General features: G+C 37.7%; 21 protein-coding genes. 18 read left to right on the forward strand and 3 right to left on the reverse strand.

The window, feature by feature from the left end; translation table 11 throughout:
• Nucleotides 1-24 precede the first annotated feature (24 nt).
• Nucleotides 25-663 carry an alpha/beta hydrolase gene (locus JEM45_RS09490; RefSeq protein ID WP_026866031.1) on the forward strand — a complete coding sequence of 213 codons (639 nt, stop codon included), beginning with the start codon at nucleotides 25-27 and terminating at the stop codon, nucleotides 661-663.
• Here the strand turns inward: JEM45_RS09490 and JEM45_RS09495 are convergent.
• Nucleotides 658-1,509 (reverse strand): Cof-type HAD-IIB family hydrolase, encoded by an 852-nt coding sequence (locus tag JEM45_RS09495; protein WP_026866030.1) that lies wholly within the window; start codon nucleotides 1,507-1,509, stop codon nucleotides 658-660. The two genes, JEM45_RS09490 and JEM45_RS09495, sit on opposite strands and share 6 nt — an antisense overlap.
• A gap of 110 nt (nucleotides 1,510-1,619) precedes the next feature.
• Here JEM45_RS09495 and JEM45_RS10985 point away from each other — a divergent pair, with 110 nt between their 5' ends.
• The 7 genes from JEM45_RS10985 to JEM45_RS09530 all read left to right on the forward strand — a co-directional run bounded on the left by JEM45_RS10985 (nucleotide 1,620) and on the right by JEM45_RS09530 (nucleotide 5,749).
• On the forward strand, nucleotides 1,620-2,660 hold the full coding sequence (locus tag JEM45_RS10985; RefSeq protein WP_035855615.1) for an SEC-C metal-binding domain-containing protein: 1,041 nt from the start codon (nucleotides 1,620-1,622) through the stop codon (nucleotides 2,658-2,660).
• Nucleotides 2,661-2,710: 50 nt separating this feature from the next.
• Nucleotides 2,711-3,259: a chromate transporter gene (locus JEM45_RS09505; protein ID WP_370545355.1), complete on the forward strand. Its 549-nt coding sequence runs from the start codon at nucleotides 2,711-2,713 to the stop codon at nucleotides 3,257-3,259.
• Nucleotides 3,256-3,786, forward strand: coding sequence for a chromate transporter (locus JEM45_RS09510; protein WP_026866027.1), 531 nt, complete (start codon nucleotides 3,256-3,258; stop codon nucleotides 3,784-3,786). Before JEM45_RS09505 ends, JEM45_RS09510 begins: the two co-directional genes overlap by 4 nt.
• An 85-nt stretch (nucleotides 3,787-3,871) precedes the next feature.
• Nucleotides 3,872-4,378 (forward strand): GNAT family N-acetyltransferase, encoded by a 507-nt coding sequence (locus JEM45_RS09515; protein WP_026866026.1) that lies wholly within the window; start codon nucleotides 3,872-3,874, stop codon nucleotides 4,376-4,378.
• A 64-nt stretch (nucleotides 4,379-4,442) separates the two neighbouring features.
• Nucleotides 4,443-4,688 carry a hypothetical protein gene (locus tag JEM45_RS09520; RefSeq protein WP_198687386.1) on the forward strand — a complete coding sequence of 82 codons (246 nt, stop codon included), beginning with the start codon at nucleotides 4,443-4,445 and terminating at the stop codon, nucleotides 4,686-4,688.
• A gap of 6 nt (nucleotides 4,689-4,694) precedes the next feature.
• Nucleotides 4,695-5,039: a carboxymuconolactone decarboxylase family protein gene (locus JEM45_RS09525; RefSeq protein ID WP_051220440.1), complete on the forward strand. Its 345-nt coding sequence runs from the start codon at nucleotides 4,695-4,697 to the stop codon at nucleotides 5,037-5,039.
• 2 nt (nucleotides 5,040-5,041) lie between these two features.
• Nucleotides 5,042-5,749 carry an ATP-binding cassette domain-containing protein gene (locus JEM45_RS09530; RefSeq protein ID WP_026866023.1) on the forward strand — a complete coding sequence of 236 codons (708 nt, stop codon included), beginning with the start codon at nucleotides 5,042-5,044 and terminating at the stop codon, nucleotides 5,747-5,749.
• Here the strand turns inward: JEM45_RS09530 and coaW are convergent.
• Together coaW and JEM45_RS09540 are read right to left on the reverse strand one after the other, a co-directional pair.
• Nucleotides 5,742-6,542, reverse strand: coding sequence for a type II pantothenate kinase (coaW, locus tag JEM45_RS09535; protein WP_026866022.1), 801 nt, complete (start codon nucleotides 6,540-6,542; stop codon nucleotides 5,742-5,744). The two genes, JEM45_RS09530 and coaW, sit on opposite strands and share 8 nt — an antisense overlap.
• Before the next feature lie 72 nt (nucleotides 6,543-6,614).
• Entirely contained in the window at nucleotides 6,615-8,198 is a 1,584-nt protein-coding gene (locus JEM45_RS09540) for a BCCT family transporter (protein WP_026866021.1), read from the reverse strand.
• Between the two features lie 162 nt (nucleotides 8,199-8,360).
• On the opposite strand from JEM45_RS09540, the gene JEM45_RS09545 reads away from it, so the two are divergent.
• From JEM45_RS09545 to JEM45_RS09590, 10 genes are all read left to right on the forward strand, one after another.
• Nucleotides 8,361-9,191: a GNAT family N-acetyltransferase gene (locus JEM45_RS09545; protein WP_035855590.1), complete on the forward strand. Its 831-nt coding sequence runs from the start codon at nucleotides 8,361-8,363 to the stop codon at nucleotides 9,189-9,191.
• 73 nt (nucleotides 9,192-9,264) lie between these two features.
• Nucleotides 9,265-9,777 carry a DNA-directed RNA polymerase subunit delta gene (rpoE, locus tag JEM45_RS09550; protein WP_026866019.1) on the forward strand — a complete coding sequence of 171 codons (513 nt, stop codon included), beginning with the start codon at nucleotides 9,265-9,267 and terminating at the stop codon, nucleotides 9,775-9,777.
• Between the two features lie 127 nt (nucleotides 9,778-9,904).
• On the forward strand, nucleotides 9,905-11,506 hold the full coding sequence (locus tag JEM45_RS09555; protein WP_166626941.1) for a CTP synthase: 1,602 nt from the start codon (nucleotides 9,905-9,907) through the stop codon (nucleotides 11,504-11,506).
• A 171-nt stretch (nucleotides 11,507-11,677) separates the two neighbouring features.
• Nucleotides 11,678-12,319, forward strand: a complete 642-nt coding sequence (fsa, locus tag JEM45_RS09560) for a fructose-6-phosphate aldolase (RefSeq protein WP_166626940.1) — start codon at nucleotides 11,678-11,680, stop codon at nucleotides 12,317-12,319.
• A 34-nt stretch (nucleotides 12,320-12,353) separates the two neighbouring features.
• A complete protein-coding gene (locus JEM45_RS09565; RefSeq protein WP_166626939.1) occupies nucleotides 12,354-13,625 on the forward strand; it encodes a UDP-N-acetylglucosamine 1-carboxyvinyltransferase in 1,272 nt (423 codons plus the stop codon).
• A gap of 160 nt (nucleotides 13,626-13,785) precedes the next feature.
• Nucleotides 13,786-15,078 carry a transcription termination factor Rho gene (rho, locus tag JEM45_RS09570; protein ID WP_370545427.1) on the forward strand — a complete coding sequence of 431 codons (1,293 nt, stop codon included), beginning with the start codon at nucleotides 13,786-13,788 and terminating at the stop codon, nucleotides 15,076-15,078.
• A gap of 115 nt (nucleotides 15,079-15,193) precedes the next feature.
• Entirely contained in the window at nucleotides 15,194-15,454 is a 261-nt protein-coding gene (locus tag JEM45_RS09575; protein WP_026866014.1) for a type B 50S ribosomal protein L31, read from the forward strand.
• 100 nt (nucleotides 15,455-15,554) lie between these two features.
• Nucleotides 15,555-16,634, forward strand: coding sequence for a peptide chain release factor 1 (prfA, locus tag JEM45_RS09580; RefSeq protein ID WP_026866013.1), 1,080 nt, complete (start codon nucleotides 15,555-15,557; stop codon nucleotides 16,632-16,634).
• Nucleotides 16,621-17,475, forward strand: a complete 855-nt coding sequence (prmC, locus tag JEM45_RS09585; protein ID WP_198687387.1) for a peptide chain release factor N(5)-glutamine methyltransferase — start codon at nucleotides 16,621-16,623, stop codon at nucleotides 17,473-17,475. Before prfA ends, prmC begins: the two co-directional genes overlap by 14 nt.
• On the forward strand, nucleotides 17,468-18,517 hold the full coding sequence (locus JEM45_RS09590; protein ID WP_235678860.1) for an L-threonylcarbamoyladenylate synthase: 1,050 nt from the start codon (nucleotides 17,468-17,470) through the stop codon (nucleotides 18,515-18,517). Before prmC ends, JEM45_RS09590 begins: the two co-directional genes overlap by 8 nt.
• The last annotated feature ends 27 nt before the right edge of the window (nucleotides 18,518-18,544 follow it).

Here is an 18,544-nt window from a genome sequence, read left to right on the forward strand (position 1 = left end):
GTAACTCTATTAGGAGGACTTTAAATGAAACATTTATACATCAAAAGTAAAGTTGAAGAAAATGTTGAAACCATAATTCTTTTACACGGTACAGGAGGTAGAGAGACGGATTTACTCGATGTTGCTGCCATGGTAGATGGTGATGCCAATGTCCTAAGCCTAAGAGGTGAGATTGATGAAAATGGACAAAGCCGATTTTTTAGACGCCTTTCAGCTAATGAATTTGATGAAGCGAGTCTAAAAGAAGAAGGTGATAAAATATACAACACTTTAAAAGACTTGAGTAAAATCTATGATTTTGAGCTCTCTAAATCCATACTTATTGGTTATTCTAATGGCGCAAATATGGGAGCTTATTTATTGTTGAACTACGATTTAGGGTTAAGAGGGGCAATGTTAATGCACAGTGCTTACCGTAGTGAAACAGTTGGAAAAGGAATGTTGTTTAATACAGATGTACTTCTAACAGCCGGTGCAAAAGATATGACTGCTACAGCTGGTGAATCATACACCTTAAAGAAAAAACTAGAAGACAAGGGCATGAATGTAACCATTAAGCTGACTGACGGGGGTCATGAAATTTCGCCGATGGAATTGATGGAGGGTAATGTTTGGTTTATGCCAATTAAAAAAGCCCTCAGAGACGAGGGCAAATTGCTATAGATAATGTTTCTTTAAATAAATCTCAAGGCCATCTTCATCACATGTAAAATCGGTGACATCATCTGCAAGACATTTAACGTCTTCTTGACCGTTTTTTAAGGCAGTTGATTTACCGACAACTTTAAACATAGGGATATCATTCATAGAATCGCCGAAAGCATGAATGTCATGAAGCGGCAGCTTAAGTTCTCTAGCAATTGTCTTTAAACCGGAACCTTTGTCTGTGCCATAGACCATGATTTCTGAGTTATGATTTGATGTACGGTATATCTGAAAACCAGCGTCTGATGTAAAGTGATTATTGAGGTAGTCATACCAGTTGTCCATCTTATTTTTATCATTTGAGAAGAAGTAAAACTTAATAATATCATTGGTGTCGAGTGCGTGATTATCGACCCATTGCTCTTGAGAGTTTAAGGTACGGGCAGTGCCGATGTTTTCATAATCTAGTACTGTCTCATCAGCTTGTGCAGTGAGGTCCTCCAAAGCATAATCGTAATCATCATTATAGGTATATGGACCACCGCTCTGGCTCGTTGTTATCTCATAATATATCTTGTGTTTACGAACCTCTTCTAAGACGAAACTGACTTGTTCTTTTGTAAAGGCAGTGCGTGATAAGAGCGTGTCACCAAGGTATACGGTCATACCGCTCGCAGCGACAAAGCCATCGACCGGAACATCGTTAGGCACTTTTTGATGAATCATTTGAAGCGAACGTCCGGTCGCGATAATGATTTTGATTCCTTTATTATGGATGTCTTGAAGTGTCTTAATGAGACTGTTGGGGAATTCACCTGCATGATTTAATGTTGTACCATCTAAATCGAGGGCAATAGCTTTCATCTTTATATGAGCTCCTATCATATGTATTCGTTACCTCTTAAATTTTAGCATATTTACACAAGTATGATAAAATACCAGTACTAGAATTAGTATATAAGGAGTTGTTCATAGTGACAAATACGGGTGTGTATTTAGAAAAATATGATTTAGAAGACTTGCATCAAGTTGCAATAAATACCGGCGTCAAAAATGAAACAGCTTTAGATAAAGAAGACTTAATTGAGGCAATTTCAGCAAACTTAACGAATGAATCAGTACTCACGTACACTTACCTATATAGTGATGATATTGCGCTCGAATCATGGAAAAGAGCAGCGACAAATTTGGATGAAGCGAAAGATTTAAGCCTTGTAGACATTTACGGCTTGTATATCATGGGCTTGGCCTATGAAGATTTAAATAATCCTGACCACTTCTTTATTATTGATGAAGTGCTCGATAAATTTAAAACAGTCGATACGAAAGAAAATAAAGAAAAACGTTTGGCAGTTCAAAGAAAGTTAAATTTAATTAGAGCTGCCTTACATCTCTATGGTGTTGTTGAATTTAAACAGCTTACTAAACTATTTAAGAAATACTATGGCCAGGAGACGACAATTGAGGAATTAGTCGATTTAGTAAATGAGTCACCTTATGTCATTACGATTAATGAAAAAAACAAAGAATTTGTCATAGATGATATGACAGATGAACAGTACCAAATTATTAGAAAAAATCAGCAAAAATACAACTACTATGAACCAGAATTTGCTAAGTTCATACAGTTTTCAAACCCGAACTACATTGATGAGTCTATTTATCATGAGTCACTAAAATCTTGGGTTAGTAGTCACTTAAATACAGACGTAGCTTCACTAGAAGAATTATATATTCAAATGTTACGTATGATTATTAGTGGTCAAAAACGGACTGATATCATCGCAGAAATTAACAATCTAGGCTATGAATTTTCTACTAAACAAGAAGAAGATGACTTCTTTAATTTAGTGAGTGGCGTGCTAAAACATACTCGTCATTTCCAATATAGAGGTAAGTCAGAAGCAGAACTTGGACAAAAAACAATCGTCAATGAGTTCAAGGTCGGACGAAACGATCCTTGTCCATGTGGCAGTGGAAAGAAATATAAAAAATGCTGTGGTAAAGCAGTTTGATATAAAAGCACCAGCCATGCTGGTGCTTTTTCTGATAAGAGGTGAGAATGATGCACTGGCAAATATTTAAGGCGTTTTTTAGAGTAGGGATGCTCGGTTTCGGTGGGGGTCCTTCATCGATTCCGTTAGTTAAAATAGAAGTTGTTGATAAATATAAATGGATGTCGAATGAAGAATTCCAAGATGTACTGGCAATCGCCAATGTTTTACCAGGACCAATTATTACTAAAGTCGCTGGGTACATATGTTATCAAATAAAGGGTTGGCTTGGTGTAGCCAATGCCATGGTTGCGATGATTTTACCAACGGCAGTGATTATGACCATCCTTCTTGCTTTATTTACAGGTTTTAAAGACCTAGCCTGGGTACAGGGAATGAGTGCAGGGGTAGTGCCAGTTGTCCTAGTCATGCTAGCGATTCTAACAATTGAATTTTTACAATCAGCGAAAGCGGTCACGACGTGGGCATTTTTAATTCCTTTTACTATAGGTATGTTGATTATCTTAGAAGTGCTAAATATTCATCCGGCAATTGTTATCGCCATTATTATCGTTATTAGTCTTTTAAGGAAAGATAAGGTTAGAGGAGGGTCAACATGATTTACATGGAAATTTTTCTGGCCTTTCTGATTCCAGGTATAATTGGATATGGTGGAGGTCCAGCCTCAATCCCTCTAGTCGAAAGAGAGGTTGTTGATACCTATGGTTGGATGACAACTGGTGAGTTTGCTGAAGTACTTGCACTCGGTAACTCACTACCTGGTCCTATACTAACGAAGATGGGTGCCTACATTGGATACGAAGCCGGTGGCGTACTTGGTAGTATTGTTGCAGTAACTGCAAGTGTCCTACCTTCCTTGGTTGTCATGATTTTACTTGCTGCACTTTTATATAAGTTGAAAGGGACGAATAAATTCAGCACCTTAACAACATTAATTAGACCAGTGATTGCAATATTAATGGGTGTAATCGTAGTAGATTTTCTATTTAACTCTCTAGAGGTTTCAGGTGGCTTCCACACAATATTCTTAATTGTCATTGCTTTTATACTTTTACAGATTGTTAAAATACATCCTGCCTTCGTCATTATGATTGGCTTAATTTATGGTGCCCTGTTTATTAGATAAGAAGCATGATATTTAATGGAAAAGTAAACTTGTAATATAATGAATGGGAATGATTAAAAACCAAGCTAGAAGGAGACGACTAAGTATGGCATATGAAATACGTGAAATGAGAATATCGGACGCTAAAAGTATTGTCAGGCACAAACATATTGTGACTGAGGCGTATCCAGATATTCTAGCAACAGCAATTGAAAATCGTGAGATAACTGTTGAAGAAGAAGAAGCAACTATAAAATCTTTAGGCACCAATGACCTAGGTATTGTTGCTGTAGATGGTGATACGGTTATTGGTATGTTAAATATGCGCCAAGATCACCGTAAGAAGTTTGAACATATCGCACAATTTGGTATCAGTTTACAACCAGACTATACTGGCTCAGGTACAGGGACTGCGATGATTGAACGTGCCCTAGAATTTGCTAAAGCTAACGATATAATTGAAAAAGTCATTCTAACTGTTTTCTCTAATAATCCTGGAGCAATTAAACTTTACGAAAAATTAGGCTTTAAAGAAGAAGCTGTATTGAAGAACCAAGTGAAATTGAAAGAAGGCTATACTAATTTAGTCTATATGTCGAACTTTTTAGAATAGATGAGAAAATAGCGGAATGTCGTGATATTATAAAGTTAAGAAGAATAATATGGTGGGTGAGCACATGAAATTAAGAAATGTTTTCATTTACGCAATAGCATTAACTTTATTTACGGCAGGGGTTATCTTTTCAACGACTGCATCCTACACACAGGATGCGCCATTATCACTTACAACAATAGGTATCTTTATGATAGTCATTTTTGCTGCCTACATCTGGGTATTAATGTGTTACAGAAAAAGAACAATCCACAAAAAAAGAGAATCGCATTTAAGCGATTCTCTTTCTTTAAATAAATTAAAAGGATGATTATTCATGGGTAATTTTGAAGAAATTAATAAACGTGCGCAAAAAAACACAGGTCGAATTCAAGAAACGCAACCCGATTTTATGTCTGCTTTCAGAAAGCTTCAAAAAGAAGGGTATAAAGCTAATGCTTTGGATGAGAAGACCAAAGAGTATATCGCTTTAACTTATGCTATCGCAGATAAGTGTGAGGGTTGTATTGGTAACCATGTCAACAAACTAGTTAAACTCGGTGCGACACGTGACGAAATTTCAGATATCGTTGCGGTCTCTATAGTGATGGGTGGCGGACCAGCTAGTGTATATGGTGGTAAAGCACTAGAAGCATATGATGAAGCGACGACAGAGGTATAATCGTGTTAGACATTCATTCTTTGGTGGTCGATTACGATGACTTTAAAATTATAGTGGAAAGTTTGATATTCGAACCTGGCTTACACGTTCTAATTGGGGAGAATGGAAGTGGTAAAAGTTCAGTTTTAACAGGTGTTACGGGTTTTAATACAAAGTCCATAAAAAAACGTGAACTCTATGTAGACAACCACAAACTTTCTTCTACAGCAGAATACATCAGCTATCTTCCTCAACACAACGTACCTTTTCAAATTAATGTAGAAGATTTTGTAGGTTTGAGCACAGAGAAGAAAATTTCTGGTGAACAGTTTATTGGAATTCTAAACGATTACGATTTAATACATTATCGAAATCACAGCATTGAAAATTTAAGTGGTGGGGAGTTCAAACGTGCACTTCTTGCGCAAATTGAATTGGAAGACAAACCCATAATCATGCTTGATGAAATTGAACAAGGATTGGATGTTAACTATCAACACATTATTTTATCGAGATTGAAAGAATTAGCTAAAAATAAAGTGGTCATTCTTGCCATGCATGATTTAAGTTTGGCGATGACATATGCAGATTCAATTTCCGGCATGAAAAAAGGTACTTTAACCGCAGCTAAAGTACCGAATCATCAAGTAACAGAAGAGATGTTGTCTCATATATTTTCACGTGAAATGAAGGTTATCAGGCAAGGGAATAAGGTAGCTGTCCTCAGTTAGTTTCTATGGCACCAAGGGCACCTGAAAATTCACCGTTGGGTACAACATAGGCCTCTGCGCCTTTTAACTGACTATAATTATAAATGATGTCCGTCATTACAGTGTTATCGAGTAAAGTAGAACCAATAAACACCATTTTTTTAGTGTCAAAGGCATCAGCTAGATTTAAAGCCATTGCTGTAACAGTTTCTGCTACAAGACCAATAACTGCGATCAGTTGATCTTCAATTGACTGGTCGCTTTTGTGATTAAGTACATTTCCGAAGTTACTTGCAGTAAGATCACCTGGAATTGGTGTAGGCTTACCATTGTAAATATGATGGACTTTTAAATCGACTTTGTTACGGTCACCTTTTTTTGCACGTTCTATAATCGTATGGTAATCCTCGATTCCTGTCAGTAAATGACTTAAGCCGAGTAAAGTTCCACCACCTACACCAGACCCACCAACACGTTTTTGATCCGTGGTTGTCGCTTGGTGGAAACTTGTTCCTGTACCAACATTTAAGTATACATAACGTTCAAAATTCAAATTACTTTCATTCAAGAGTTGAGTCAGACCTCTAAAGGTAGCATCGAATTCTATGGAAATTTTAGATTCAAAATTTAGCTTCTCTTGTATATATTCTGACTTGCCTCCTGTTAAATAAACTTCTTCTTCACTATAATCATTGTTTAATATCTCAATCACTTGGTCAATATCAGTGGAAGGGTATTTTTTAAAGGTACGATTTTCATCATCAAGAATGACCAATTTAATTAATGTACCGCCAGCATCGATGCCGATTTTCATAAGATCGCTCCTAAAGTTATAAATGAAACAGCGCTCAAAGTTATGAGCGCTGTTATTAACGTTTCTTCTATTTTAATATTTTTTTGGTTTTTGTCTACGTTTCATTGCATTATTAGGTTCTCTTCTTAATCCTTTAGAAACTGATGCAATCATCAAGATTAGTATGAGGCCAAACGGTAGACCTGCTAACAGTGAAGCTGCCTGTAAGCTGGTTAATCCACCTGCTAATATTAATGCGATAGTCAACAATCCGAGCAATAGACCCCAAAGGACTTTAAGTCGAATTGGTGGATTCTCTGTTGAACCAATACTCATTCCCGAAACAATAAATGTTGCTGAATCGGCTGATGTTACTAGGAAAGTAAAGATTAACAGGAGCGCAACAATAGATGTAAACCATGAAATAGGTAAGGTATCAAACAAGGCGAAGAGCGCCTGCGTTTGGTCATCTAGAACGATTTGTCCAATATTTGTATTATTCATAAGATCTGAATAAATTGCTGTACCACCGAGGGCGCCAACCCATAGGAAAGATAGCATTGGTGGGACAATCAGAATACCCAGTACATATTCACGAATCGTGCGACCGCGAGATACACGGGCAACAAATGAACCAATGAATGGACTCCAAGCAATTACCCATGCCCAGTAGAACACTGTCCAGTCTTGAACCCAAGTACCACCTGCATATGGTGTCATGCGTAATGAATAGCCAACAAAGTTTGTCAAATAGTCACCAAGCCCAAGAATAATACTTTCCATAATGAATGTAAATGGTCCAACTGCCATAATGAAAATGGTTAAGACAAGTGCAAGGATCATGTTTAAACTGGAAAGGAATTTCATTCCTTTCTTAAGTCCAGTTACTGTTGAAAATATAAATAGACCTGTCATAGCTGCTGTCAAAATGATTTGAGTTAATGGTCCTGATGGAACACCAAAGGCGATATCTAAACCACCATCCATCTGCATAATACCTAAACCAACAGAAGTCGACATACCCGTTACAGTTGCAATGATTGCTAATATATCAATTGCTTTACGTGCTTTTTGATTGTAATCCATACCGAATAGTGGTTCTAAAGCAGTTGAGACTAAACCATCACGGTTTTTACGGAATTGGAAGTAACCAATTGATAGACCAGCTACCCCGAATATTGACCATTGGGAGATTCCCCAGTGGAAATAAGTATAACCCATCGCGAGTCTAGCGGCTTCGGCATCCTCAACTGGACCACCTAAAAATGGTGAGGTCATAAAGTGTTCCATAGGCTCTGCGACACCAAAGAATACTAAACCAACACCTAGCCCACTTGAAAATAGCATTCCGACCCAGGCCCAAAATGAGAACTCTGGTTTGGAATTATCACCACCGAGTTTTACGCGGCCATAAGGTGATAGGGCAAGAAATAATAGAAATACACCGAATCCAAATACAACGAGTAAGAAAAACCAACTAAATGTTTCTGAGATAAGAGCATAGACATTTTCAGAAGCGACCTGGAACTGAGTTGGAATAATCATGGCAATTGCAGACACTACAATGATTATTGAAGCTGCAGTCCAGAAAACGACGCCTAGCTTATTAAACTGAAATTTTTCCGGTTGATCCTGGTTTTCCTGACTCTTTGTAGTTGTACTTTCTTCGTTTGTCACGAAAGTTCCTCCTAATATATTTGTAGTATACAAAGTTACTACCCGGCAATAACGACATGAAACGTTGAATTGGAAAATTTTGTGTTAATGTCTAAATTGTCACTAGAGAGGGTATGGACTTATAATAGCAAACTATAGAATCTTGTCAAAAAGGGGAAAATTATGGACATTAAAGTGAGAAAGTACAATGAAAGTGATAAGGACGCACTTCAGTCCTATGAATTAAGTGACAAGCAACAAATTTATTCTAGTTTACCATTAGATGTATTAAATGAAGCTCTAGAAGATAAAGATCGAACTGCCAATGTGGTTGTCACAGATGATGGAAAAGTTGTTGGTTTTTTTGTACTACATAAACATTATCAACACGAAGGGTATGATACGCCGCATGAGGTGGTTTACGTGAGGTCTTTATCCATCAATGAAAAATATCAAGGAAATGGTTACGGTACGAAAGTGGCTCAATTATTACCGGTTTATGTACAAGAAAACTTTTCTCAGTTTGAGCATTTATACTTAGTTGTTGATGGTGAGAATCAAGGGGCATGGAATCTATACGAAAGAGCAGGGTTCTTACACACTGCAACAAAGGAAGAAGGACCTATTGGTAAGGAACGTTTATATTATTTAGATTTAGACCGTAATTATGTACCGAACTTAAGAATCAATTTGGCAAGTGACGTGTCTGCTTCTACACTGAAATTCAATCTCATGCTAGGCGAGGAAGTTGCAGGCTATATTGATACGGTTAAAAACGGTAAAGTACTGGAAATTAAACATATATATGTTGAGGAGAAGCATCGTTCAAAAGGGATTGCTGAGAGCGCAATAAGGCAGTTTGCTACAATAGTTAGAAAATATTTGAAAGATGTTGAGATTGCTGAAGTTAACGTGACGAATACGGGCTTAGAAAAGCTGTTTACTGGTGCTGGATTTGTTCACCCTCATGATGCTGAAGATGAGAATTATTACCGGAAATTGGTGAGATACTAACTTAGCTCTTGAAACATTAGTAAAATATTTGTATTATATCCTAAGGTATTTACATCTTGAAAGGATGACGTAAATGAGACTGGACAGTTATACTAAGGAAATGATGGACGAAAATTCATTTATTGATATGTCACACATTTATTTAGAAGATAAAGGCGAAGATACTAACCTCTATGAAATGGTAGATAAATTTAAAGAAGTTGGGAATTATACTGAAAGTGAAATTGAAGACCGCATCTTACAATTCTATACGGATTTAAACACTGACGGTCGTTTCTTAAGTACAGGTGAAGGTGTTTGGGGCTTACGTGAATGGTATGCCGTGGATGATATCAATGATAAGATTGCACCGACCATCCATAAGATTGAGATTGCTTCTGAAGATGAGTATATTGATGAAGAAGAAGATTACCCTGGTGCCAAGGAACTAGGTGAAGACCAGGAAGAAATTGATGGCACACTTCATGGTGAAACTGAAGAAGATGATGATGAAGAAGCCATCGATTCTGAAGTCGATGATGAGTTGGAATTCGACGACAAAGAAAAGCTTGAAGATGAATATGATGACGAGGCAGATGCATATTAATAATTATTGACTTTCTTCTTGAAAGTGATAATATTTTAATTGGGCTCCCTTAAATTGGGACTAGTAAACGTGCTCCTTTTCACATTTGTGAAAGGGAGCTATTTTTATTTTATGCAGGAGGAAGACTATGACTAAATATATCTTTGTAACAGGTGGCGTGGTGTCATCTTTAGGTAAAGGAATAACAGCAGCTTCACTAGGACGTTTATTGAAAGATAGAGGTTTTAAAATCACAATTCAAAAATTTGATCCCTACTTAAATGTTGACCCAGGGACGATGAGCCCGTATCAACATGGTGAAGTATTCGTCACAGAAGATGGTGCGGAAACTGATTTAGATCTAGGGCACTATGAGCGTTTTATCGATATTAATGTGAGCAAGTACTCTAATGTCACTGCTGGTAAAGTATACTCTGAAGTCATTCAAAAAGAGCGCCGCGGAGATTATTTAGGTGGTACAGTGCAAGTGATTCCTCACATTACAAATGAAATTAAATCACGCATTAAAAAAGCGGGGGATTCATCACAAGCTGACATCGTTATTACAGAGATAGGCGGTACAACAGGTGATATTGAATCCTTACCGTTTATTGAATCAATTCGTCAGTTACGAAGTGACCTTGGTAAAGATAATGTTATGTTCATTCACTGTACATTGCTGCCTTATATTAAAGCAGCTGGAGAAATGAAAACAAAACCAACTCAACATAGTGTTAAGGAACTAAGAGGTTTAGGTATTCACCCTGACATGATTGTTGTTCGTTCTGAATATCCGATGACTGAAGATTTACGTGATAAGATTGCATTGTTCTGTGACATCGAAGAGAAAAACGTAATCAATGCAAAAGATGAAGAAACAATATATAAGCTTGTGATGTCATTGCAAGATCAAGATATGGATGATTTAGTTCTTGAAAACCTGAAACTTGAATCTAAGGGTGAAGCGGCATTAACTGATTGGAAGCATTTACTTGATAACCTAAGTAAAATTGATAAAACAATCAAAATCGGTTTAGTTGGTAAGTACGTGGAACTACAGGATGCTTACCTATCTGTAGCAGAATCGCTGCGTCATGCAGGTTATGAAGTCCATGCAGACGTTGATATCCACTGGATTAATTCTCAGGAAGTGACTGAGCAAAACTATATGGAAATACTCGGAGAAGTCGATGGTATAGTGGTACCGGGTGGCTTTGGTGACCGCGGTATAGAGGGTAAAATCTTAACGCTTAAATATGCGAGGGAAAACAAGGTGCCTGTTTTAGGTATTTGCCTCGGCATGCAACTCGCATCAGTTGAATTTGCTCGTAATGTAGTAGGCCTTAAAGGTGCAAATTCTTCCGAATTAGATGAACATACACCATACGCAATCATTGATTTAATGCCGGATCAAAAAGATGTTGTTGATCTTGGTGGTACTCTTCGCCTCGGTAGTTTCCCATGTGTGATTAAAGAAGGAACCAAGGCAGAGGCACTTTATGAGCAAAATGAAATTAATGAGCGTCACCGTCACCGTTTTGAATTCAACAATGCTTATAAGGAACAGCTGGAAGAACATGGCATGGTGTTTAGTGGGACTTCACCAGATGGTAGATTGGTGGAAATGATTGAATTAGAAGACCACCCATATTACATGGCTGTTCAGTTCCACCCAGAATTCCAATCAAGACCAACACGTCCACACCCACTATTTAGTGGTTTGATTCAAGCAACTTTAGACAACGAATAAGTTTAAGCTCAGCTGAAAATTCTAAGTAGAGTCTTCAGCTGAGTTTTTACCTTTATGGGTTAAATCGTGATTTTAATCAAATTTAAATCAACCTTTAATAGTAAAGCATTGTCACTTTAATGAGCTTTAACTTATAATGGAGCTAACATAAAATTGTTTGGAGGATACAAAATGAAATTTTTTATAGATACAGCAAATATGGACGAAATTAAAGAAATCCATCAGTGGGGGATTTTAAGTGGTGTAACAACAAACCCATCACTAGTAGCTAAGGAAAAAGATATTTCTTTTCACGATAGACTCGTTGAAATCTGTGACCTTGTTAATGGCCCTGTAAGTGGAGAAGTCATTGCATTAGATGCAGAGGGTATGATTAATGAGGGTAGAGAACTCGCTAAATTACACGAGCACATCATTGTTAAAATCCCTATGACTGAAGAAGGTATGAAAGCAGTTAAAGTATTAACAGAAGAGGGAATCAAGACGAATGTCACTTTAATCTTTAATACAGTACAAGCTCTAACCGCAGCTCGTGCTGGTGCGACATATGTTTCACCATTCATTGGACGATTAGATGATATCGGTTTAGATGGCCTACAGTTAATCGAAGATATTGCAGCAATTTTTGCAGTCCATGATATCGACACAGAAATTATAGCAGCATCAATTCGTAACTCAGGTCATATGCACGGCGCCGCACTACGTGGTGCAGATATTGCTACAGTACCGTACAAAGTTATTAAAACATTAACGAAACATCCTTTAACTGATAAAGGCATTGAACAATTCCTTAATGACTGGAACCAAAAATAAGACCTTAGTAAACCAAAGACAAGGAGCTAAAGCTATGGCTAAAGAAGTAATCAAAGTCCGCGGTGGTGCTGATTTAACAGGTCAAGTGAACATCAGCGGTGCCAAAAATAGTGCAGTCGCACTTATACCGGCATCTTTAATGGCAAGTACAGGTTCTGTAAAGCTTGAAGGACTGCCAGAAATTAGTGATGTAAAGACACTGATGAGTTTATTAAATGACTTAAATATTAAAACAGAATTAGATGGAACAACCTTAGAAGTGAATGCAGAAGAAGCTGTAAATATGCCGTTACCAAACAACAAGGTACAGTCACTAAGAGCATCTTACTACATGATGGGTGCAATGCTATCTCGTTTTAAAAAATGTGTCATCGGCTTGCCAGGCGGTTGTCCGCTCGGGCCTAGACCAATCGACCAACACATCAAAGGCTTTGAAGCCCTTGGTGCTAAGGTCACGAATGAACATGGTGCAATGTATTTAACTGCAGAGAAATTAGTGGGCGCCAAAATATTCTTTGATGTTGTGTCTGTTGGAGCAACAATCAATATGATGTTAGCTGCGAGCTGTGCCGAAGGCCGTACAACTCTAGAAAATGTAGCCAAGGAGCCAGAAATTGTTGATGTCGCTTCACTATTAAATAATATGGGTGCGAATATTAAAGGTGCAGGTACAGACACGATTCGTATCGAAGGTGTTGAGTCCTTACATGGCACAATGCATAATATTATTCCTGACCGCATCGAAGCTGGTACTTATATGGTTGTTGGTGCCGCGACAGGTAAGTATTATAAAGTAAACAATATCATTCCAACACACATGGAATCTCTCACTTCTAAGTTAGAGGAAATGGGTGTAGATATTGAAATCGGTGATGACTATGCCATCATTAATAAACCGGAATCGTACAAAGCCGTATCTATTAAGACACAAGTCTATCCAGGATTTGCAACTGATCTTCAACAACCGATTACGCCACTAATGTTTAAAGCAGATGGTGTAAGTAAGATAACAGAGACAATTTATCCTGCGCGCTTTAGACATGTTGATGAATTAGCGAGAATGAATGCCCACATTGACAAGAAAAGTGGCAGTGCCTTGATTTACCCATCTGACCTAAAGGGTGCAGAAGTATATGCAAGTGATCTAAGAGCGGGTGCTTCACTACTCATTGCAGGATTACTTGCAGATGGTGTGACAACAATTCACAATGTAAACCATATTGACAGAGGTTATGCAGACATTGTTAAGAAACTTGAAGCACTAGGTGCAGATATTTGGCGTGATACAGTAGAAGAGGAAGACTAGAATCCAAGGATTCTAGTCTTTATTCTTACGGCGCTTATATTTATAAAAGTTTTGACAATGCTACTGTCTAACGGTAATATAATTATGTTTTAGATGAGACTGTAATATAAAATTAGTAATGGAAGTGGAAATATTGTCTGATAACCAAAAGACCGAGGATATGAAATATGAAACGTTTGATGCGCTTTATAAGAACAACACCACTAAAGCCTTAACCGAGCGCGCCAAACAACTAAAGCTGTCTAACTACAGTAAACTGAATAAAAAAGAATTAGTCCTAGCCATTCTAGAAGCTGAAATGGAAAAAGACGGTAACTATTACATGGAAGGCATACTCGATGATATCCAACAAGATGGATATGGTTTCTTACGAACGGTCAATTTTTCTAAAGGTGAAAAAGATATTTATATCTCAGCATCTCAAATTCGCCGTTTCGAGTTGAAAAAAGGAGACAAGGTTACTGGTAAGGTAAGAAAGCCAAAAGAAAATGAAAAGTATTATGGTCTCTTACAGGTTGACTTTATTAATGGACATAACGCTGAGGAAGTTAAAAAACGCCCGCATTTCCAAGCACTTACTCCACTTTTCCCTGATGAACGTATCCACTTAGAAAATAAGCCTGAAGATCTGTCCACACGAATTATGGACTTAGTCACGCCAATTGGTTTTGGTCAACGTGGTATGGTCGTTGCACCACCTAAGGCAGGTAAAACCTCACTGTTAAAAGAGATTGCTCAAGCAATTACGAAGAATCACCCTGGAGTCAAGTTGTTTATACTACTCATTGGTGAACGTCCTGAGGAAGTAACGGATTTAGAGCGTTCCGTTGAAAATGCTGAGGTTGTACATTCCACTTTTGATGAACCCCCTCAACACCACGTCAAAGTTGCAGAACTATTGCTTGAACACTCAAAACGTCAGGTTGAGATGGGTGAAGATGTCATCATTTTAATGGATTCAATTACGCGTCTTGCACGTGCATATAACCTAGTTATTCCACCGTCTGGACGAACACTTTCTGGTGGACTAGACCCAGCAAGTCTTCATAGACCTAAGCACTTCTTTGGTGCTGCAAGAAACATTGAAGCAGGTGGAAGCTTAACAATTCTTTCTACCGCACTTGTTGATACAGGTAGTCGTATGGACGATGTTATTTATGAAGAATTTAAAGGAACAGGGAATATGGAACTGCATCTCGATCGTAGATTGAGTGAAAGACGCGTATATCCAGCCATTGATATTAGCCGTTCGAGCACACGGAAAGAAGAGCTCTTGTTAGATAAAAAAGAACTTGATGTTCTATGGCAGCTTAGAAATCTCTTTACTGACTCACCAGACTTTACAGAACGCTTCTTAAGAATTCTTAAGACAGCTAAAACAAATGAAGAGTTTTTCGATATCTTAAGAGAGCGTATGATTAGTTCTCAGAAGACAGGTAAACCTGTAATCTAATCTAAAAGAGATATTGATTTTTATATGCTGAACATGTATAATGGCAAAGTAATGCGTGGTGATAACCACAAATAACTCTGTTCCAGATGGTTCAGGGCAAAGGAGCTGACAAATTATGAAACAAGGAATTCATCCTGATTACAACAAAGTAATCTTCTTAGATTCTACTACGAATTTTAAATTCTTGAGCGGATCTACACGTACTTCAGACGAAACTATGGAGTGGGAAGACGGTAACGAATACCCAGTTATCCGTTTAGATATCTCTTCTGATTCACATCCGTTCTACACTGGTCGTCAGAAATTCGCATCTGCGGATGGACGTGTTGAGAAATTCAACAAAAAATTCGGTTTTAAATCAAGCAACGAACAATAAGTTAAATTCAACTGCACTGAGTGTCTCAGTGCAGTTTTTTTGTGTGCAATATATGCTATAATTAATAAATGAAAAAGTGACTAGAAAAGGACGTATTCTTATGTTTGATCAACTTGAAATAATTGAAAATCGATACGAACAGTTAACTGAGCTCTTAAGTGACCCAGATGTTGTAAGCGACTCGGACAAGCTTCGTAAATACTCTAAAGAACAAAGTGATATCCAAGAGACTGTAGAAGTATTCCGTGTTTATAAGGGACATTTAGAAACAATTGAAGAATCTAAAGGTATGTTAAAAGAGACAGATGATCCTGAAATGGTTGAAATGCTAGAAGAAGAAATTTCAACTTCTGAAGATGAACTACCTAAATTAGAGGAGCAATTGAAATTCTTAATTATCCCTAAAGACCCTAATGATGATAAGAACGTAATTATTGAAATCCGCGGCGCAGCAGGTGGAGATGAAGCGCAAATCTTTGCTGGAGATTTATTTAGAATGTATTCTCGTTATGCAGAGGATAAGAAATGGCGCATTGAAGTAGTAGATGCTTCAGCAAGTGAACACGGAGGTTACAAGGAAATCAGCTTTATGATTCAAGGTAACGGTGCGTATTCTAAGTTGAAATTCGAAAATGGTGCGCATCGTGTTCAACGTGTACCTGAGACAGAGTCGGGTGGTCGAATTCATACATCAACTGCAACAGTCGCAGTGTTGCCAGAAGTTGAAGATGTAGAAGTTGAAATCCGCAATGAAGATATTAAAATTGATACCTATCGTTCTTCCGGTGCTGGTGGACAACACGTTAACACGACAGACTCTGCAGTACGTATCACTCACTTACCAACAGGGACAGTTGTGACATCACAAGATGAGAAATCACAAATTAAAAACAGAGAGCGTGCAATGAAAGTGCTTAAAGCACGAGTATATGACATGATGCAACAAGAAGCACACGCTGAATATGCCGAAAAACGTAAGAGTGCGGTAGGAACAGGGGACCGTTCAGAACGAATTAGAACTTACAACTATCCACAAAATCGTGTGACAGACCACCGTATTGGTCTAACAATTCAAAAATTAGATCAGATTATCGATGGTAATTTAGACGAGGTTATCGAAGCATTAGCTATCGAAGAGCAAACCTCTAAACTAGAAGAGTTAAACAATGAAACGATATAAAGAAGTACTTAAAGAGGCGGAAGCCTCTTTAAGTATATCCGGACAAGAGACTCGGATTGCATCGATTTTATTAGAGGAAATGTTTGGTCTAACTTTAAGTCAATTGATGATTCATGAAAATGATGCTATGCCACAAGCTGACTATGATTACCTTATGGAAGTTATAGACAGAGTGAACGAGAACGAACCTTATCAGTATGTACTTGGAGAAGCTTACTTTTATGACACTTATTTTAAAGTGACCTCGGATACTTTAATTCCAAGACCAGAAACTGAAGAGCTTGTATATTATGTCCTTAAAAACGAAAGTGATCATGGCTTACAAGTCGCTGATATAGGTACAGGTACAGGGGCAATTAGCCTAACCTTGGCAAGGACTTGGAAGAATAATAAGGTGACTGTGACAGATATTTCAAGTGAGGCACTGAGTGTAGCCAAAGAAAATGGAGTGAACCTAGGTGTGGAAGTCACCTATAAACAAGGTGATTTATTAACACCTCTAAAGGAATCAGGGTGTCAGTTTGATGTTCTTATCTCTAATCCACCCTATGTCAGTGAAGACGAGACTCACCTCATGACACCATCAGTACTTGAATATGAACCACACCAAGCTTTGTTTGCAGATGATGATGGACTCGCGCTTTATAAAAAAATGATATTAACATTAGATGACGTGTTAACAAAAGGCGGTAGGGTGTATTTTGAAATTGGATATGCACAGGGAGCGCCCTTACTCGAGTTTGTAAAAGATATAAAACAGATATCTAATCCCGTAATTATAAAAGATATAAACGAGCAAGATAGAATATTACACTTTACATGGGGTGAAGATGATGACTAAAGTATGGAAAATAAATGAAAGTGACTTAACAGATCCAAATGAACAAGAATCTTTAGCACTTAAACTAGAAGAGATTAAAACAGCATTCACCTACGGAGAAGTTGTAGCCATTCCAACAGAAACGGTTTACGGTCTTGCTGCAGATGCAAGGAATCATGAAGCCATACACAAAATATTTCATGCTAAAGGACGCCCTGGAGATAACCCTTTAATTATACACATCCATGACATTTCTCAATTAGAAGCATTTACAACACCACTTGATGACAGAGTGAAGAAACTTATGGAGCAATTTTGGCCAGGTCCAATTTCTTTTATCTTACCTTTAACAGGAGATTACTTAGCTTCTAATGCCGTTGCTGAATTAAATTCAGTAGCAGTAAGAATGCCGAGCCATCCAGTAGGAAGAAAGATTATTCAATACGCAGATATGCCACTAGCAGCACCAAGTGCCAATTTAAGTGGTAAGCCATCTCCAACAAATGCAAAACATGTCATCGACGACTTAAATAATAAAGTTTTCGGTGTAGTTGATAGTGAATCTGCTAACTTTGGTATTGAAAGTACAGTTTTAGACTGCACTCAATTCCCTTACCGTATCGCACGTCCAGGTGCAATTACGAGAACGGATTTAGAAGCGGTACTTGAATCTGATGTTGGTAATTTCCATAGTGAGGATGATAAACCCATCTCTCCTGGAATGAAGTATAAGCACTATGCACCACGTCAACCATTGATTGTAATAGAAGGTGGGTTTACAAATAACACTAAACTTCCTATTGAACGTGGGCAGAAGGTTGGAGTAATTGCACCAGAGACATGTAGGGATTTTATTAGTGATGATATTCAATTTATTAGTTTATGTAGGGATACAACATCGTATAAAGAGGCGGCAAGGAATCTATACGCTGCCTTGAGAATTATGGATACATCAGATGTGGACACAATCTTCATACATGGGTTTGATAAAGTCTCTGAATCTGAAGGTTTGATGAACCGTATCTATAAAGCAACAGGTAATGAAGTGATTCAAAATGACTAAGTTAATTTTTGTGTGTACAGGAAATAC

The organism is Jeotgalicoccus sp. ATCC 8456, from assembly GCF_016313225.1.
Classification (GTDB): Bacteria; Bacillota; Bacilli; order Staphylococcales; family Salinicoccaceae; genus Jeotgalicoccus; species Jeotgalicoccus marinus.

Bases quoted from the DNA above. Each gene is read 5' to 3' on its own strand.
- JEM45_RS09490 (WP_026866031.1), top strand. From the start codon at position 25: ATGAAACATTTATACATCAAAAGTAAAGTTGAAGAAAATGTTGAAACC.
- JEM45_RS09495 (WP_026866030.1), bottom strand. From the start codon at position 1,509: ATGAAAGCTATTGCCCTCGATTTAGATGGTACAACATTAAATCATGCA.
- JEM45_RS09505 (WP_370545355.1), top strand. From the start codon at position 2,711: ATGCACTGGCAAATATTTAAGGCGTTTTTTAGAGTAGGGATGCTCGGT.
- JEM45_RS09510 (WP_026866027.1), top strand. From the start codon at position 3,256: ATGATTTACATGGAAATTTTTCTGGCCTTTCTGATTCCAGGTATAATT.
- JEM45_RS09515 (WP_026866026.1), top strand. From the start codon at position 3,872: ATGGCATATGAAATACGTGAAATGAGAATATCGGACGCTAAAAGTATT.
- JEM45_RS09520 (WP_198687386.1), top strand. From the start codon at position 4,443: ATGAAATTAAGAAATGTTTTCATTTACGCAATAGCATTAACTTTATTT.
- JEM45_RS09525 (WP_051220440.1), top strand. From the start codon at position 4,695: ATGGGTAATTTTGAAGAAATTAATAAACGTGCGCAAAAAAACACAGGT.
- coaW (WP_026866022.1), bottom strand. From the start codon at position 6,542: ATGAAAATCGGCATCGATGCTGGCGGTACATTAATTAAATTGGTCATT.
- JEM45_RS09545 (WP_035855590.1), top strand. From the start codon at position 8,361: ATGGACATTAAAGTGAGAAAGTACAATGAAAGTGATAAGGACGCACTT.
- rpoE (WP_026866019.1), top strand. From the start codon at position 9,265: ATGAGACTGGACAGTTATACTAAGGAAATGATGGACGAAAATTCATTT.
- JEM45_RS09555 (WP_166626941.1), top strand. From the start codon at position 9,905: ATGACTAAATATATCTTTGTAACAGGTGGCGTGGTGTCATCTTTAGGT.
- fsa (WP_166626940.1), top strand. From the start codon at position 11,678: ATGAAATTTTTTATAGATACAGCAAATATGGACGAAATTAAAGAAATC.
- JEM45_RS09565 (WP_166626939.1), top strand. From the start codon at position 12,354: ATGGCTAAAGAAGTAATCAAAGTCCGCGGTGGTGCTGATTTAACAGGT.
- rho (WP_370545427.1), top strand. From the start codon at position 13,786: ATGAAATATGAAACGTTTGATGCGCTTTATAAGAACAACACCACTAAA.
- JEM45_RS09575 (WP_026866014.1), top strand. From the start codon at position 15,194: ATGAAACAAGGAATTCATCCTGATTACAACAAAGTAATCTTCTTAGAT.
- prfA (WP_026866013.1), top strand. From the start codon at position 15,555: ATGTTTGATCAACTTGAAATAATTGAAAATCGATACGAACAGTTAACT.
- prmC (WP_198687387.1), top strand. From the start codon at position 16,621: ATGAAACGATATAAAGAAGTACTTAAAGAGGCGGAAGCCTCTTTAAGT.
- JEM45_RS09590 (WP_235678860.1), top strand. From the start codon at position 17,468: ATGACTAAAGTATGGAAAATAAATGAAAGTGACTTAACAGATCCAAAT.